Genomic DNA, 14,753 nt, shown 5'->3' on the forward strand with positions numbered 1-14,753 from the left:
CATGCCCCATTCGATCGACGGCGATCGCCCCCTGCTCACGCTCGAGAACGTCAGCAAGTCGTTCGGCCCCGTGCGGGTCATCGACGACGTCACCGTGCACGTCCGGCCCGGCCGCGTGCAGGTGCTGCTGGGCGAGAACGGCGCCGGCAAGTCCACCCTGATCAAGATGATGTCGGGCGTGTACCAGCCCGACGCCGGCCGCGTGCTGGTCGACGGCGAGGCCGTCCACCTGCCGAACACGCACGCCGCCGAGAAGCTCGGCATCGCGACGATCCACCAAGAGCTCAACCTCGTCGCGTCGCTCAGCGTCGCCGAGAACGTGATGATGGGGCGGTTCCCGACGAGGTTCGGCCTGGTCGACCGCAAGGAGCTCAAGAAGCGCGCCCGTGCGGCCCTCGACCTGATCGGGCTCGACGTCGACGTCGACCAGAAGGTCGGCGAGCTCGGCATCGCCCGTCAGCAGCTGGTCGAGATCGCGAAGGCGCTGAGCATCGACGCGCGCATCCTGATCCTCGACGAGCCGACCGCGGCGCTGACCCGGCACGAGACCGAGATCCTCTTCCGCGTCGTCGAGCAGCTGCGCGCCCGCGGCGTCGGCATGCTCTTCATCAGCCACCACCTCGACGAGATCGCCGAGATCGGCGACACCGTGGCCGTGCTGCGCGACGGCGCGTTCGTCGCCGAGGTGCCCGCGTCGACCGGCGAGGACGAACTCGTCCGCCTGATGGTCGGCCGCGACATCGAGCACCAGTACCCGCGCACGCCGGGCAGCGAGGGCGACTCCCCCGTCGTGCTCGAGGTGCGGGGACTGACCGGGTCGGTCTTCCGCGACGTCTCGTTCGACGTGCGGGCGGGCGAGGTGCTCGGCATCGCCGGGCTCGTCGGCGCCGGTCGCACCGAGGTCGTCCGCGCGATCGCCGGGGTCGATAAGTACGACTCGGGCAGCGTGACCGTGCGCGGCAAGCGATTGAAGAAGGGCGACGTCGCCGGGGCCATCGCCGCGGGCGTCGGCCACGTTCCCGAGGACAGGAAGGCGCAGGGGCTCGTGCTGGGCGCCTCCGTCAACGACAACCTCGGCTACGCGACGCTCGCCAGCAGCGCGAAGGGCGGCCTGGTCGACTTCGCCGGTCAGCGTGCGAAGGCCGACGAGGTCGCCTCGACCCTGCGGATCCGCATGCGCGACATCGACCAGGAGATCGGCTCGCTGTCGGGCGGCAACCAGCAGAAGGCCGTGTTCGGCCGCTGGATCATCGCCGGCTCGACGGTGCTGCTGCTCGACGAGCCGACCCGCGGCGTCGACGTCGGCGCGAAGGTCGAGATCTACGAGCTGGTGAACCGCATCACCGACGCAGGAGGCGCGGTCGTGATGGTCAGCAGCGAACTGCCCGAGGTGATGGGCATGAGCGACCGCATCCTCGTGATGCGCGACGGAGTCGTCGCCGGCGAGGTCGCCGCGGCCGACGCCACCCAGGACACGCTGATGACGCTCGCGGCACGCGACGTCCCCCCGACGAACTGACCCGAGAAGCACGGACCCGAGGACGACACCCATGACCACCACCACCGTGAAGGCGCAGCGACGCTCCTTCGACATCAAGACCTTCCTGGCCGCCAACGGAGCCCTCGTCGGGCTCGTCGTGCTGTGCCTGGCCCTCTTCATCGCGACGCCGGACTTCCTGACCGGGCGCAACCTGCTGAACATCGGCATCCAGGTGTCGACCGTCGCCGTGCTGGCGTTCGGCATGACCTTCGTCATCGTCGCGGGCGGCATCGACCTCTCGGTCGGCTCGGTCGCCGCGCTGTCGGCGATGGTCTCGGGCTGGTTCTTCGCCACGGCGGGGCTACCCGGCGGCCTGGCGCTCGCCCTCGGGCTCGCCACCGGCCTCGTGGCCGGCCTGGTCAACGGGTTCGCCAGCGCGTACGGCAAGCTGCCGTCGTTCATCGCGACGCTCGCCATGCTCAGCGTGGCGCGCGGCCTGACCCTCGTCGTGTCGGACGGTCGCCCGATCGCGACTCCCCCGGCCGTGTCGTTCCTCGGGGGCAACATCGGCCCGGTGCCCGTGCCGATCATCGTGCTCGTGTTGGCCGCGATCGTCGCGTCGTTCATCCTCAACCGCACCGTCATCGGCCGCTCGATGTACGCCGTCGGCGGCAACGCCGAGGCCGCGCGCCTCTCGGGCCTGCCGGTCAAGCGCATCGTCGTCACCGTCTTCGGCCTGGCCGGGCTGTTCGCGGCCCTCGCCGGACTGCTGCTCGCCGGACGCCTCGACTCGGCCCAGCCGCAGGCGGCCTCGGGCTACGAGCTCGACGCCATCGCCGCGGTCGTCATCGGCGGCGCGAGCCTGGCCGGCGGCGTCGGCCGCATCTCGGGCACCATCATCGGCGCCCTCGTGCTCGTCGTCATCCGCAACGGCCTCAACCTGCTGAACGTCACGTCGTTCTGGCAGCAGGTCGTCATCGGCCTCGTCATCGCCCTCGCCGTGGGCGTCGACGTGCTGCGGCGCAAGACGCGCAGCAGCTGAATCCCTCCACCCAACCCAACCCGAAGGACACACGATGAAGTTGACCTCGTTCCGCAAGGCCGCCACCGTCACGGCGATCGCCGCCCTGGTCGCGACCGGCACCGCCGGCTGCAACCGCACCCCCGCCGGAGAGGCGGACCGTCCCACGGTGGTCCTGTCGCTCAGCACCCTGAACAACCCGTTCTTCGTCGAGCTGCGCGACGGCGCCACCGCCGAGGCGAAGAAGCAGAACGTCGACCTCGAGATCGTCGACGCCCAGAACGACTCGGCCACCCAGGCCAACCAGCTGGCGACCGCGGCCTCGACCGCCGACGCCGTCATCCTGAACGCCGTCGACAGCGACGCCGCAGGCCCCGCCGCCAAGGCGCTCAACGAGGCCGACGTGCCCATCGTCGCCGTCGACCGCGCGGTCAACGGTGCCGACGTCGCGTCGTTCGTCGCGAGCGACAACGTCGCCGGTGGCGAACAGGCCGCCAAGGCCCTCGCCGAGGCGATCGGCGAGAAGGGCGAGGTCATCGTGCTGCAGGGCGTCGCGGGCACCTCGGCCAGCCGCGACCGCGGCGAGGGCTTCACCAAGGGCATCTCGGCCTACCCCGACATCACCGTCGTCGCGCAGCAGACCGCGAACTTCGACCGCGCCACCGCGCTCGACGTGACCACCAACCTGCTGCAGGCGCACCCGAACGCCGTGGGCGTCTTCGCCGAGAACGACGAGATGGGCCTCGGAGCGATCCAGGCGCTCGGCTCGCGCGCCGGCACCGACGTCCAGGTGGCCGCGTTCGACGGCACCGAGGACGGCCTCAAGGCCATCGAGGCCGGTACGCTCTCGAGCACGATCGCGCAGCAGCCCGCCGAGCTCGGCGCCCTCGCGGTCGACCAGGCCGTCAAGGCCGTCAACGGTGGCAGCGGCGACGAGGGCCCCTCGGACCAGGCCGTCGAGGTCATCACCGTCACGAAGGAGAACGTGGGTGACTTCACCGAATGAGTGGTCCTGATGTGAGCGGTCCAGGCGTCGACGGCACTGCGGGAGGCGCGGGTGCGGTCGGCGCGGACGGTCCGGTTCCGGCCGGTTCGGCCGGCACGGTCGTCGTGGTCGGGTCGATCAACGTCGACCAGGTCGTGACCGTCGACCGCCTACCCCTGCCCGGCGAGACGCTCATCGGCTCGTCGATGACCCTCTCCCCCGGTGGCAAGGGCGCGAACCAGGCCGTCGCCGCCGCCCGGCGCGGCGCCCGCACCGTGATGATCGGTGCGGTCGGCGACGACGGACGGGCCGACGACGCCCTGCCCCACCTCCGCTCGAGCGGTGTCGACGTCAGCGGCGTCGACACCGTCCCCGGGCCCACCGGCCTGGCGATCGTCAGCGTGGGAGGCGACAGCGAGAACACGATCGTCGTCGTCCCCGGGGCGAACGGTGCCGTCTCGGCGTCGTTCGTCGGCGGGCACGCGGGCGCGCTGGCCGATGCCGCGGTGGTCGTCCTGCAGGGAGAGATCCCCGTGGACGGCATCGCCGCCGCCGTGCAGCACGCCGGAGGGCGCGTGGTGTTCAACCTCGCCCCGGTCATCGACGTGCCGGCGGACGTGGTGAAGGCCGCGGATCCGTTGGTCGTCAACGAACACGAGGGTCGGCTGCTGCTGGCCGCGTGGGCTGGTTCTGGTTCTGGTTCTGCCTCGGCGTCGGACGAGGAGGCGCGGGTCGACGACGAGTCGGTCGTCGCCTCCCTGCGCGCCCAGGGAGTCACCTCGGTCGTCATGACCCGGGGTGCCGCCGGCGCGATCGTCTCCGACGCGTCGGGCACCGTGCTGGTGGCCTCGCCTCGCGTCGCGGCCGTCGACTCCTCCGGAGCCGGGGACGCCTTCGTCGGCGCCCTCGCCGCCGGGCTGGCCGCTGGTGCGTTGCTCCTCGAGGCCGCTCGGGACGCCGTGCGCGTCGGGGCGTTCTCGGTGACGGGTGTCGGCACGCAGGCGTCGTACCCGACGCTCGAGGACGAGCTGCCTGCGGCGGCGCCTGCCGCCCCGACGGAGGGGTCGGCGGAGGCCGACTCAGCGGACGGAGTGACCTCGTGAAGCGCGCAGGCCTGCTCAACGCCCAGCTGAACCACGCGGTGAGCGGACTCGGTCACGGCGACCTCGTGGTCGTCGCCGACTGCGGACTCCCCCTGCCTGCCGGAGTCCCCGTGGTCGACCTCGCCGTCGTCCACGGCCTGCCGGCCTTCGCCGACGTGCTGGACGCCCTGACCGCCGACGTGGTGTTCGAGGCCTGCACGGCCGCGGACGAGAGCCAGGACTCCCCCGCGGGTGCGCAGATCACGTCCCGCTTCGACGACGTCGCCTACGTCTCGCACGACGAGCTCAAGCGGCTGTCGGGTGGAGCGCGCCTCCTCGTCCGGACGGGCGAGGCGACCCCGTACGCCAACGTCGTGCTGCGCTGCGGCGTCCCCTTCTGAGGCACCTGCTCCCCCTCGAACCCCGTTTCCGAAGACGAACCCCGATCCCTGGTGGTTCTTCTTCGGAAACGGGGTTCTTCGGCTTCCGGGCCGTCCCGCGCGTGGTGCGACCTCCCGGCCGCCCTCTCACGAGCCGTGATCGAGCCAAGGAGGCGCGGCGCCGGTCTCCGGTACCGTCCTGACCAGGCTCTTCACAGGCCCCCCTTCGGGGGTTACGGGAAGCTGAACGCAGGCTGCGTCGCTATCGGTCGAATGGGCCGAAAGTCAAATCCCTTGTGCACAGGCAGAAGTCAAATCGGATGTCTCAACCCTCGGTTTAGACAATTTTCTCCACACGACTGTGGAATCGAGAAAGCCCTGGTCAAAGGCAGGTAATCCAACTGAAGTATCTCGTTGTCCACAGCGTGATCCACAGTTCTCCCCAGGGTTGTCCGGCGTTGCTCACCTGTTCTCCCCAGAGTTATCCACAGGTGCATTTGCTGTGGAGAACTGGGTGTCCATAAGGTGTACCCGCGCTCGTCAGGGGTGGGTCACGGCGGTTCGGCAGGGGGATGTCGGGGGTCTGTCGTAGAACTGCCCCAAGCGTCTTCGGTGCTGCCCCGCACCCACCCGATTCTCGTTGGAGGACCCATGTCGATCGCCCATCTCGGTCTCGCTCCCGATGCGTCGAACGCCCGCGATCGCGACCGTGGTGGCCCCGTCAACATGGACCGCGTCCCGCCGCACGACCTGCTCGCCGAGCAGAGCGCGCTCGGCGGCATGCTGCTCAGCAAGGACGCCGTGGCCGACGTCATCGAGACGGTCCGTGGCATGGACTTCTACGTGCCCAAGCACGAGGTCATCTACGACGCGATCCTGGGGTTGTACTCGCACGGCGAGCCCACCGACGTCATCACGGTCAGCGACGAGCTGATGAAGTCCGCCGACTTGTCGCGTGCCGGGGGAGCGGAGTACCTCCACACCCTCACCGGCGTCGTGCCCACCGCGGCGAACGCCGGGTACTACGCGTCGATCGTCGCCGAGAAGGCAGTGCTGCGCCGTCTGGTCGAGGCCGGCACGCGCATCGTGCAGATGGGGTACGCGAGCGAGGGCGAGGTCGTCGACCTGGTCAACAACGCGCAGGCCGAGGTCTACAACGTGGCCGGTGGCGTGCAGACCGAGGACTACGTGCCGTTGAACGAGGCGGTGACGGTCGCGATCGACGAGATCGAGGCGGCCAAGGGTCGCGACGGTCAGATGACGGGCGTGCCGACGGGGTTCGCGCAGCTCGACGCGCTGACGAACGGGTTCCACCCGGGTCAGCTGATCATCGTGGCGGCGCGACCGGCGCTGGGTAAGTCGACGTTGGCGCTCGACCTGGCGCGGGCGGCGTCGATCAAGCACGGGCAGGCGTCGGTGTTCTTCTCGCTCGAGATGGGGCGCAGCGAGATCGCCATGCGTCTCATGTCGGCCGAGTCGAGCGTGCCGCTGCAGAACATGCGCAAAGGAACGGTCGACGCGCGGGACTGGACGAACATCGCGCAGGTGCGCGGCCGGATCAACGACGCGCCGCTCTTCATCGACGACTCGCCCAACATGACGTTGGTCGAGATCCGGGCGAAGTGCCGTCGCCTGAAGCAGCAGCACAACCTCAAGCTCGTGGTGATCGACTACCTGCAGCTGATGACGTCGGGCAAGCGGGTCGAGAGCCGTCAGCAAGAGGTGTCGGAGTTCTCGCGTGCCCTGAAGCTGATGGCGAAAGAGCTGCAGGTGCCGGTGATCGCGCTGTCGCAGCTGAACCGTGGTCCCGAGCAGCGTGCCGACAAGAAGCCCGCGATCAGCGACCTGCGAGAGTCCGGTTCGCTCGAGCAGGACGCCGACATGGTCATCCTGCTGCACCGCGAGTCCGCCTACGAGAAAGACAACCCCCGTCAGGGCGAGGCCGACTTCATCGTCGCCAAGCACCGCAACGGCCCGACCGACACCATCACCGTGGCGTTCCACGGCATGTTCTCGCGGTTCGTGGACATGCCCAGCTAGCGAATCGCCTCGCGGACGTCGGGCTCGGGCACGCACTGCAGCCCCGAACTCGTGTTCGCCGCGAGTTCGAGGGCGTGGACCCACGCGGGGTTCACCTGCGGCGTCCGCGAACCGGAGTACGTGAAGAGCAGCAGCACGGCCGGATACAACCAGATGGTCTGTCGGCCCTTGCCTACCGGCGGGTCGTCAGCTCTGGGCCAGGTTCGTCACCAGGTTCAGGGTGGTGGCGATCAGGGCGGTGCGGAACAAGTACGACACCAGGGCGATGAGGCCGGCCGTGCACCAGGTTGCCAGGGGGCCCAGCGTCGGTGCACCGGCCAGCCCCACGCCCACGCCGACGGCGACTCCGATGGCGACGTAGAGGCCCGTCCGTCGGGGGGACAGGATGCGGTCGTCCATCGGTGCTCCTCGGTTCTCGGGCCGGTTCGGGTCCGGTCCGGGGTCGGGTTCGGTCGGGGTCGGGATCGGGTTCGGTCGGATCAGCCGGCCGACGGCACGGCGTCGGGGTGCAGCACGACCTTCGTCCAGCCCTCGTCGCGGGCGTCGAAGTGCGCGTAGGCCTGGGGCGCCTCCTCCAGGGGGAGCTCGTGGCTGACGATCCACGACGGTTTCGCCTTGCCGCCGGCGATGAGGTCGCGCAGGGCCCGGTTGTACTTCTTGACCGGGCACTGACCCGTGCCCATGGTCTGCCCACGGAACTAGAACTGGCCGTAGTCGAACGGGATGACGCCCTGCTTCGCCAGCTCGTCGGACGCACCCGGGTCCTGCGGCACGTAGACGCCGACGACGCCGAGGTCACCGGTGAACCGCACCGACTGCACGAGACGGTTCAGGGTCAGGTTGGGCTGCTCCGCGCCGTCGGGGTCGTGAGCCTGGTAGCCGACGCACTCGCAGCCGTTGTCGGCCCCGAGCCCCATCGTCAGGTCGAGGACGGCCTCGACCGGGTCGACGGACGAGTCGTCGATCGGGATCGCCCCGATCTCCTCGATCGCCGCGAGCCGGTCGGGGTGCCGGTCGACGACCATCACCTTGCTCGCCCCCTTGAGGATCGCCGAGTAGGCGGCCATCGCGCCGACCGGCCCCGCCCCGTAGACCACGGTCTGGTCGCCCGGCTTCACGCGGGCCATCTCGGTCGCGTGGTACCCGGTGGGGAAGATGTCGGCGAGCATGACGTAGTCGGTCTGCCGTTCTTCGGCGTCCTCGCCGAGGCGCAGGCAGTTGAAGTCGCCCCACGGCACGCGCAGCAGTTCGGCCTGCCCGCCGGGCCAGGGGCCCATGTCGGCGAACCCGAAGGCGGCGCCGGCCCAGGCGAGTTCGGGCTGCGCGGTGAGGCAGTAGTTGGTCAGGCCGCGTTCGCAGTTCTTGCAGTGGCCACAGGCCACGTTGAACGGCAGTACGACCCAGTCGCCGACCTTCACCTTGTCGACGCCCGAGCCGACCTCGATCACCTGGCCCAGGTTCTCGTGGCCGAACCAGCGGCCCGTCTCGAAGTCGGTGCGGCCTTCGTACATGTGCAGGTCGGACCCGCAGATGTTGGTGCTGGTGATGCGGACGAGGACGTCGGTGGGCCGCTCGATGCGGGCGTCGGGGACGTCGCTCACCGACACCTTCCTCGGCCCTTCGTAGACGACTGCTCTCATGGTCTCTTCCCTTTCTTCGGTGGTGGGGCGACGGAGGCGCGGTGTCGGGTGGTGGGGGAGGCGCGCGTCGGGTGCCGGGGAGGCGCGCCTCCCCTGGTGGGTGGGTCGCGCCTCCTCGGGGAGGCGGGCACGGTGTCAGGTGCCGGGGCGGAACACGGCGCGGACGCAGCCGTCGTCCTTGGACTTGAACATCTCGTAGCCCTCGGGCCCCTGCTCGAGCGGGAGCACGTGGGTCGCGAGGTGCTCGGTGTGGAGCTCGCCGGCCGCGATGCGGTCGAGGATCATCGGGATGTAGCGGTGGCCGTGCTGCTGGGCCCCGCGCAGGGTGAGGCCCTTGTTCATGAGGGCCCCGAGCGGGAACTTGTCGACGAGCCCGCCGAAGACGCCGAGGCTGAAGACGCTGCCGCCCTTGCGGCAGGCGTAGATCGCCTCGCGCAGCGCGGTGGGCCGGTCGGTCTGCAGCCGCAGCTGTTGTTTGACCTGGTCGTAGAGGTGTTGCGCGCCGGTGCCGTCGGCCTCCATGCCGACCGCCTCGATGCAGACGTCGGGGCCGCGACCGCCGGTGCGCTCCTTGAGTTCGGCGAGGACGTCGTCCTGCGCGAAGTCGAGGATCTCGGCACCGACGTGCTGCCGCACCTGGTCGAGCCGTTCGGGCAGCTGGTCGATGACGACGACCTGCTCGGCCCCGAGCAGCATGGCGGCGCGGGCGGCCATCTGGCCGACGCCGCCGGCACCCCAGACGGCGACGGTGTCGCCGGGCGTGATGCCGGCGAGGTCGGCGCCGGTCCAGCCGGTGGGGGCGGCGTCCGAGGCGAACAGGGCTGCTTCGTCCGAGACGCCGTCGGGGACGGGGAAGGCGCCGTGGTCGCCGTAGGGCACGCGGATGTACTCGGCGTGGCTGCCGGCGTAGCCGCCGAGGGCGTGGCTGTAGGCGAAGCATCCGCCGATGGGGGAGCCCCAGAGGGTCTCGGTGAGGGCGGGGTTGGGGTTGCCGTTGTCGCACAACGAGTACAGCTCGTGGTTGCAGTACCAGCACCGGCCGCAGGCGACGAACGAGCAGACCACGACGCGCTCGCCGACCTTGCGCTTGCGGACGCCCGACCCGACCTCGACGATCTCGCCCATGAACTCGTGGCCGAGGACGTCGCCCGACCGCATGGTGGGGATGTACCCGCCGAGCAGGTGCAGGTCGGACCCGCACGTCGTGCTGAGGTGGACCTTGACGATGACGTCCTGGTCGTTGAGGATCGTCGGGTCGTCGACGGTCTCGACCGAGGTCTCGTTGACGCCGGTCCAGGTGAGGGCCCTCACAGCAGTCCCTCCTCGTCGGCACGGTCGGTGGCCTCGTCGACGACGGCGCCGGTGGGGGTGGCCTTGCGCTCGCCGTGGGGAGTGGGGTCGACCCGCAGGACCTCGCCGGCCTCGATGACCTGCGTCGCCCGTCGGAGCGCCACGCGGATCTCCTTGGCCGCCTCGGCGGCGTCGTCCTCGGACGAGGCGGGTTCGCGGAGGCGGGCGCGCAGTTCGGTGCCCTTGTCGGCGGGGGCGGGCCGCGCCTCCACCTCGACGGTGTCCCGGAGGTCGTCGAAGAAGGGTGGGGTGTCGTCGGCACCGAGCACGTCCTGCGGCTGGGCGAGGATCGTGACGGCCTGCCACCGGGAGCGGGACTCCTGGGGGGAGCCGGCGCCCTCGTCGGGGCGGCGGCGGTGTCGTCGTCCGACGACGGCGGCTGCGGCGGTCGCCACGGCGGCGACGCCGACGCCGGCTCCGGCGCCGGCCAGGCGGCCGGCCATCAGGCGGCCCTCCTCGTCGGGGGAGCGGGGGTGTCCCGCTGCGGATCGGTGGTGTTCATCTCGACCTCCTCGGTTCGCGCGAGTGCGCAGTTCTCTGGATGGGAGAGCGGGCGACCGGTCCCTGGATCTGCCCACCCGGCCGCCCGTTCGACCCCAGTGTGCGCACCGCGCGGCCCGTGCTGCGAGAGGAATTTTTGACCCTTGACACCGTCCGGGCGTCAGTTGTTACGTGGATCGGATGGGGTCCGGAAGGAGGCGCGGGGCGGGTCGGCGGATCGGCCCGGCCGGCCCATGCTCAGGAGTGCAGGAGGGGCGGTGAGGGTCGTCGTCGAGAGGTGCCGGGGTTCGCGCGCGGGCTGAGGGCGGTGGTGCCGACGGTGCCGCCGCTCGACGTCGCCACGACCCGCCTCTAGGCCCTCGTCTCACGAGGTTGGCGCATCCGTCATGAAATGCACAACATTTCGATCTGTTCTACGGTGGGCGTAGCTCGTGCTGGGCGGGCTCTGATCGGAGGAGAGATGCCGATGTTCGAGAACGAATTCCGCCGGGTCGGGTGAGTTAGTCATGTCGCGCTATGAACTGCAATGGGCGGTTGTCTTGAACTGCTCCGTCATCGCTCTCTTCGCCGGCGTCCACGCTGTCGATCCCGAGGGGTCGGTCTTCTGGGGGCTCCTCTTCGTCGGCCTCATGATCGGGCAGATCGTCCAGGCGACACGGCCCGAGCGTCCCGCGAAAGCTGCGCAGCCCGAGGCGGACGAGGCATCGGCGAGCAGCGAGTGAGGGCCACGAGAACACGGGCCGTGCCCGCCCCGTAGGTTGAGCAACACCTGTCGCCCACGCCTACCCTGGTCCACATGACCGACCTCCCCGCCCGCACCCGTTTCGCCACCGTCGACGCCGAGCGTTCGGTCGCCTTCGCCGAGGTTGACCTCAAGGCTCCGGGGGAGCAGCAGGTCGTGGTGCGCATCCGCTACACGGGCGTCTGCGCGACGGACACGCACGGGTGGGCGTCCGGCGGGCTCATCCCCGCAGCGGTGTTCGGCCACGAGTGGACCGGCACCGTCGTCGCCGCCGGCAGTCGGGTCACCACCGTCGCCGTGGGGGACCGCGTCGTCGCCAGCGTCGGCCCGCCCTGCGGCTCGTGCGCCATGTGCCGCGCCGGCCACCCCGACCACTGCGACACCGCCTTCGCCGAGGCCAACGGCATCTCGCCCGACGCCCCCACCCACGGAGCCTTCGCCCAACACGTCACCGTCCACGAACGCCGCGTCCAGCGCGCCCTCGACGGCCTCACCGACGAGCAGCTCGGCCTCGTCGAGCCCACCGCCGTCACCTTCCACGCCGTCCGCCGCGCGGGCCAGCGCCTCGGCGACGTCGTCGTGGTCCAGGGCGCCGGCCCCATCGGCCTGCTCACCGCCCAGCACGCCCGCCACGCCGGCTCCGGAGCCGTCGTCATCGTCGAACCCATGGAGGCGCGGCGCGAGACCGCCCGCCGCCTCGGCTTCACCGACGTCCACGAACCCGGCGACGCCTTCCGCGCCCGCGTCCTCGAGCTGACCGACGGGCTCGGCGCGGACGTCCTCTACGAGTGCACCGGCGCCTCCTCGCTGTTCCAGCCGAGCGCCGAGCTGGTCCGCCGCGGCGGGACGCTCGCCCTGCTCGGCTACCCGATGACCACCTCGGAGGTCTCGTACGGCGACTGGCAGAGCCGCGAGCTGACCGTCGTCGGCAGCCTCGCCTACACGCACTCCGACTTCGTCGGCGCGATGCGCGCGCTCGCCGACAACTCGGTCGATGCCGGGCCGCTCATCACGGGGACGGTCGGCCTCGACGACCTGCCCGCCCTGCTCGTGGAGCTCGACAGCGGCGAGACGCAGCACGCGAAGGTGCTGGTCGCGCCGAACCGGTGAGCCGGGGGTGCGGCCGCCGGGCCCCACGTGCTGCGGGCACTGGGATGATGAGGCCGACTCCCTAGACGTGAGGAAAGCACGAGATGACCGAGCCTGCCGTTCCCTCCCACGAGGTCTCGAATCCGGAGGAGTCGGATGAACTCGCGCCCCCGTCGACGCTTCTCTCCGAGACCACGTTGCGACTCATCACGCCGCTGACCCTTCAGGCCGGACTTCGCCTCATCGGCGTCGTGTGGAACGTCAGCGACAAGGAAGTCGCCGACGGCGCTGGCCTCTATTGCTGGGTGCATGGTGCGCGCGAGGGAGATCCGTTGCGATCAGGCGTGCTCTACATCGGCATCGCCGAGGGTGAAGGTGGGCTGAAGACGAGAACCACCAACGAGGAGAGTTGGCGAGGGGGAGACCACGCGCACGGCATCGCGCTCGAGCGCACGCACGCCGCGGTCGTCGCAGGCAGCGTCAAGACTGACGTCGACGTCGATCTCGGCTGGGTGGACGACCTGATCTCGGACGGTCGACTCTCCCCGACGGCGCGCCCGTTCGTGGATGAATGGCGAGAGGAAAGGGCGTTGAAAGAGGTCGAGGAAGTCGCCATCCGCCTCGCCATCCATCTGGGCGACACCGGTGCTCCCGTCAATTCGTTCCACGCCGGCGCCTGGCGAAACGATCGCCCCGCCGACTGGGTGGCCTTCGCCATCGCGCGCGAGTTCACTCGTCGGCACGGGGGTGGCTGAGGCCATCCACCCTGCGGGACCGCAGGAGGCGCTGGTCGCGTGACCCGCGCCTCCTCGGTTCACTGCTGGTCGGGCACGCAGGCGTAGTCGTCGCCGAAGGCCTCGGTGACGCGGCGGATGGCTTCGGGTGTGCCCCACTGCTCGACGTCCTCGCAGGCGTGGTCGGCCCGGGACGCGTACATGCCGAACGCCCCGACGTCGACGTAGCCGTAGTCGTAGCGATCCGAGGGGCGTCCGCCGGCGCCGGGCTCGTCGGGCAGGTCGATGACGAAGCCGTCGGGGAAGCGCAGCTCGACCCCGTGCGGTGCACAGGCCGGGAGGGTCTCCGTCGTGAGGTCGGCCACGATCACCGGCTCGTAGGTCGTGCAGTACGGGAGGCGCGCGTCGGACCCCGACAGCACGAGCGGCACGTCCGGGTCGGCCCGCACCGCGAGCACCAGCAGCACCGACACCACGAGCAGCGCGGTGACGATGCCGGCGAGGACCTTCATGAGGTGAACCTACCGCCCACCCGGTGCCGGCGAGGCGGAGGGAACGCAGCCGCGGGAGGCGCTGGTCACCTGACCCGCGCCTCCCGCCTCCTCAGCCCCGATGCGGTGGCCGTCTCGTTCGCGCGGATTCCGTCGCTCGGCGGAGATTCCTGAGGATCACGTCAATCGGCTGGCATCGCTCGCCGAGGGCGTTCTAGCGTTTTTCCAGACCGATCAGTACACCAACGGAATCCGACCGAGAGGACGCAGACCAATGACCTGTACCCGAAAGATCTCCACCACATTCCTCGCCGGCACCCTGGGCATCGCCCTCGCTTTCGGTGGGGCGACGGCCGCGCAGGCCGCCCCGACCCCGACCTCGTCGGCGCAGACCGTGTCGGCGACCCCCCAGGAAGCCGCGCCCGCCCCCACCGAGGCGCAGCTGGCCGAGATGGAGGAGGCGCTCTCGATCATCGAACGCATCCCCGATTCGGTGCTCCAAGCCGGAGACGCTGCCACGCAGCAGTGGCTCGCCGAGAACGCCCCGGCCTCGAGCGCAGGCGGGGGAGGGGTCACCCTCCAGGCGAACGTCCTCGGCTGCGCCGGCGCCATCGCCACCGTCATCGCCTCGACCGCCTTCCCCGCGGCGAAGATCCTCAAGGCCAAGGCGCTCATCAAGCAGCTGGGCGGTGTCACCGAGGCGGCCAAGATCATGTGGGGCGCGAGCTTCTCGTACGAGAAGGTCAAGGCGTTGGGCGGCGCCGCTGCCGCACTCGCCGGTGAGCTCATCGGCATCACCCAGATCAAGGAGCAGTGCTTCTCATGACGAACTGGCTCCGCGCCCTCGCCCCGCTCGCCCTGACGGCGATCGCCCTGGTCGTCTTCTTCACGGCCGACCGCACCGTCGGGATGCTGTTGATCGTGGCCGCGCTCGCCTCGGCGTTCCTCGCCGGCAAGAGCGCTCTCGGCCGCCCGTCCCGACGCCCCGAGCGTGACGTCGACCCCGCCGAGGTCCGCGCCTACCGCGAAGCCCACCCGGGCAGCACCATCAGCGATGCCGTCAGCGCCGTCGGAGGCACCACTCGCCCCTGATCATCGACACCGACACGACGAGCCGCACCCGGGAAGGGTGCGGCTCGTCGTCGTCGATGGGCTCGTGGCGCAGGAGAGGTGACGATCGGCGCGTCCGCTGCGCCGCGCCTCCTGGGGTTCTCGAGG

General features: G+C 70.5%; 17 protein-coding genes and 1 pseudogene. 11 read left to right on the forward strand and 7 right to left on the reverse strand.

Going from position 1 to position 14,753, the window contains the following annotated elements; all coding sequences use genetic code 11:
* Window position 1: 1 nt before the first annotated feature.
* The 6 genes from QRN23_RS01195 (at window position 2) to dnaB (ending at window position 6,988) form a co-directional block, all read left to right on the forward strand.
* Complete coding sequence (locus tag QRN23_RS01195) at window positions 2-1,519, forward strand: sugar ABC transporter ATP-binding protein (RefSeq protein WP_285062119.1); 1,518 nt, start codon at window positions 2-4, stop codon at window positions 1,517-1,519.
* Between the two features lie 31 nt (window positions 1,520-1,550).
* Window positions 1,551-2,522, forward strand: coding sequence for an ABC transporter permease (locus QRN23_RS01200; protein WP_285062120.1), 972 nt, complete (start codon window positions 1,551-1,553; stop codon window positions 2,520-2,522).
* 34 nt (window positions 2,523-2,556) lie between these two features.
* Window positions 2,557-3,507, forward strand: a complete 951-nt coding sequence (locus QRN23_RS01205; protein ID WP_043595335.1) for a substrate-binding domain-containing protein — start codon at window positions 2,557-2,559, stop codon at window positions 3,505-3,507.
* A gap of 11 nt (window positions 3,508-3,518) precedes the next feature.
* Window positions 3,519-4,589: a ribokinase gene (locus tag QRN23_RS01210; protein WP_350224676.1), complete on the forward strand. Its 1,071-nt coding sequence runs from the start codon at window positions 3,519-3,521 to the stop codon at window positions 4,587-4,589.
* Window positions 4,586-4,969: a D-ribose pyranase gene (gene rbsD / locus QRN23_RS01215; RefSeq protein WP_285062121.1), complete on the forward strand. Its 384-nt coding sequence runs from the start codon at window positions 4,586-4,588 to the stop codon at window positions 4,967-4,969. Before QRN23_RS01210 ends, rbsD begins: the two co-directional genes overlap by 4 nt.
* Before the next feature lie 630 nt (window positions 4,970-5,599).
* Window positions 5,600-6,988, forward strand: coding sequence for a replicative DNA helicase (gene dnaB, locus QRN23_RS01220; protein WP_043595340.1), 1,389 nt, complete (start codon window positions 5,600-5,602; stop codon window positions 6,986-6,988).
* Here the strand turns inward: dnaB and QRN23_RS01225 are convergent.
* The 6 genes and pseudogenes from QRN23_RS01225 to QRN23_RS01250 form a co-directional block, all read right to left on the reverse strand.
* Window positions 6,985-7,161: pseudogene (locus QRN23_RS01225) on the reverse strand (DUF7882 family protein); the annotation flags it as partial. The gene dnaB and the pseudogene QRN23_RS01225 overlap by 4 nt on opposite strands.
* A gap of 13 nt (window positions 7,162-7,174) precedes the next feature.
* Window positions 7,175-7,387 (reverse strand): hypothetical protein, encoded by a 213-nt coding sequence (locus QRN23_RS01230; RefSeq protein WP_285062123.1) that lies wholly within the window; start codon window positions 7,385-7,387, stop codon window positions 7,175-7,177.
* Window positions 7,388-7,467: 80 nt separating this feature from the next.
* Window positions 7,468-7,671, reverse strand: a complete 204-nt coding sequence (locus tag QRN23_RS01235; protein ID WP_285062125.1) for a hypothetical protein — start codon at window positions 7,669-7,671, stop codon at window positions 7,468-7,470.
* A 15-nt stretch (window positions 7,672-7,686) separates the two neighbouring features.
* The gene (locus QRN23_RS01240; protein WP_285062126.1) at window positions 7,687-8,589 is read right to left on the reverse strand and encodes a glutathione-independent formaldehyde dehydrogenase; all 903 of its coding nucleotides are present in this window, start codon (window positions 8,587-8,589) and stop codon (window positions 7,687-7,689) included.
* A gap of 174 nt (window positions 8,590-8,763) precedes the next feature.
* On the reverse strand, window positions 8,764-9,939 hold the full coding sequence (locus tag QRN23_RS01245; RefSeq protein WP_285062128.1) for a zinc-dependent alcohol dehydrogenase: 1,176 nt from the start codon (window positions 9,937-9,939) through the stop codon (window positions 8,764-8,766).
* Window positions 9,936-10,421: a hypothetical protein gene (locus QRN23_RS01250; protein ID WP_285062130.1), complete on the reverse strand. Its 486-nt coding sequence runs from the start codon at window positions 10,419-10,421 to the stop codon at window positions 9,936-9,938. The genes QRN23_RS01245 and QRN23_RS01250 overlap by 4 nt, the downstream gene beginning before the upstream one ends.
* A 597-nt stretch (window positions 10,422-11,018) precedes the next feature.
* Between QRN23_RS01250 and QRN23_RS01255 the strand changes: the two genes are divergently transcribed.
* The 3 genes from QRN23_RS01255 (at window position 11,019) to QRN23_RS01265 (ending at window position 13,065) form a co-directional block, all read left to right on the forward strand.
* Complete coding sequence (locus tag QRN23_RS01255; RefSeq protein WP_285062132.1) at window positions 11,019-11,201, forward strand: hypothetical protein; 183 nt, start codon at window positions 11,019-11,021, stop codon at window positions 11,199-11,201.
* A 74-nt stretch (window positions 11,202-11,275) separates the two neighbouring features.
* Entirely contained in the window at window positions 11,276-12,331 is a 1,056-nt protein-coding gene (locus QRN23_RS01260; protein ID WP_285062134.1) for a zinc-dependent alcohol dehydrogenase, read from the forward strand.
* A gap of 83 nt (window positions 12,332-12,414) precedes the next feature.
* Entirely contained in the window at window positions 12,415-13,065 is a 651-nt protein-coding gene (locus tag QRN23_RS01265; protein ID WP_285062136.1) for a hypothetical protein, read from the forward strand.
* A 59-nt stretch (window positions 13,066-13,124) separates the two neighbouring features.
* Here the strand turns inward: QRN23_RS01265 and QRN23_RS01270 are convergent, their stop codons facing one another.
* Window positions 13,125-13,556: a hypothetical protein gene (locus QRN23_RS01270; RefSeq protein ID WP_159825553.1), complete on the reverse strand. Its 432-nt coding sequence runs from the start codon at window positions 13,554-13,556 to the stop codon at window positions 13,125-13,127.
* Window positions 13,557-13,809: 253 nt separating this feature from the next.
* On the opposite strand from QRN23_RS01270, the gene QRN23_RS01275 reads away from it, so the two are divergent.
* Both QRN23_RS01275 and QRN23_RS01280 read left to right on the forward strand, forming a co-directional pair.
* On the forward strand, window positions 13,810-14,361 hold the full coding sequence (locus QRN23_RS01275; RefSeq protein ID WP_285062140.1) for a hypothetical protein: 552 nt from the start codon (window positions 13,810-13,812) through the stop codon (window positions 14,359-14,361).
* Window positions 14,358-14,627 (forward strand): hypothetical protein, encoded by a 270-nt coding sequence (locus QRN23_RS01280; protein WP_285062142.1) that lies wholly within the window; start codon window positions 14,358-14,360, stop codon window positions 14,625-14,627. The genes QRN23_RS01275 and QRN23_RS01280 overlap by 4 nt, the downstream gene beginning before the upstream one ends.
* The last annotated feature ends 126 nt before the right edge of the window (window positions 14,628-14,753 follow it).

Origin of the sequence: Frigoribacterium sp. ME-P-080 (assembly GCF_030209595.1) — a bacterium.
Lineage (GTDB): Bacteria > Actinomycetota > Actinomycetes > Actinomycetales > Microbacteriaceae > Frigoribacterium.

What these genes read in the sequence shown, in the direction of transcription:
- QRN23_RS01195 (WP_285062119.1), top strand. Translation starts at nt 2, where the DNA reads ATGCCCCATTCGATCGACGGCGATCGCCCCCTGCTCACGCTCGAGAAC.
- QRN23_RS01200 (WP_285062120.1), top strand. Translation starts at nt 1,551, where the DNA reads ATGACCACCACCACCGTGAAGGCGCAGCGACGCTCCTTCGACATCAAG.
- QRN23_RS01205 (WP_043595335.1), top strand. Translation starts at nt 2,557, where the DNA reads ATGAAGTTGACCTCGTTCCGCAAGGCCGCCACCGTCACGGCGATCGCC.
- dnaB (WP_043595340.1), top strand. Translation starts at nt 5,600, where the DNA reads ATGTCGATCGCCCATCTCGGTCTCGCTCCCGATGCGTCGAACGCCCGC.
- QRN23_RS01230 (WP_285062123.1), bottom strand. Translation starts at nt 7,387, where the DNA reads ATGGACGACCGCATCCTGTCCCCCCGACGGACGGGCCTCTACGTCGCC.
- QRN23_RS01235 (WP_285062125.1), bottom strand. Translation starts at nt 7,671, where the DNA reads ATGGGCACGGGTCAGTGCCCGGTCAAGAAGTACAACCGGGCCCTGCGC.
- QRN23_RS01250 (WP_285062130.1), bottom strand. Translation starts at nt 10,421, where the DNA reads ATGGCCGGCCGCCTGGCCGGCGCCGGAGCCGGCGTCGGCGTCGCCGCC.
- QRN23_RS01260 (WP_285062134.1), top strand. Translation starts at nt 11,276, where the DNA reads ATGACCGACCTCCCCGCCCGCACCCGTTTCGCCACCGTCGACGCCGAG.
- QRN23_RS01265 (WP_285062136.1), top strand. Translation starts at nt 12,415, where the DNA reads ATGACCGAGCCTGCCGTTCCCTCCCACGAGGTCTCGAATCCGGAGGAG.
- QRN23_RS01270 (WP_159825553.1), bottom strand. Translation starts at nt 13,556, where the DNA reads ATGAAGGTCCTCGCCGGCATCGTCACCGCGCTGCTCGTGGTGTCGGTG.
- QRN23_RS01275 (WP_285062140.1), top strand. Translation starts at nt 13,810, where the DNA reads ATGACCTGTACCCGAAAGATCTCCACCACATTCCTCGCCGGCACCCTG.
- QRN23_RS01280 (WP_285062142.1), top strand. Translation starts at nt 14,358, where the DNA reads ATGACGAACTGGCTCCGCGCCCTCGCCCCGCTCGCCCTGACGGCGATC.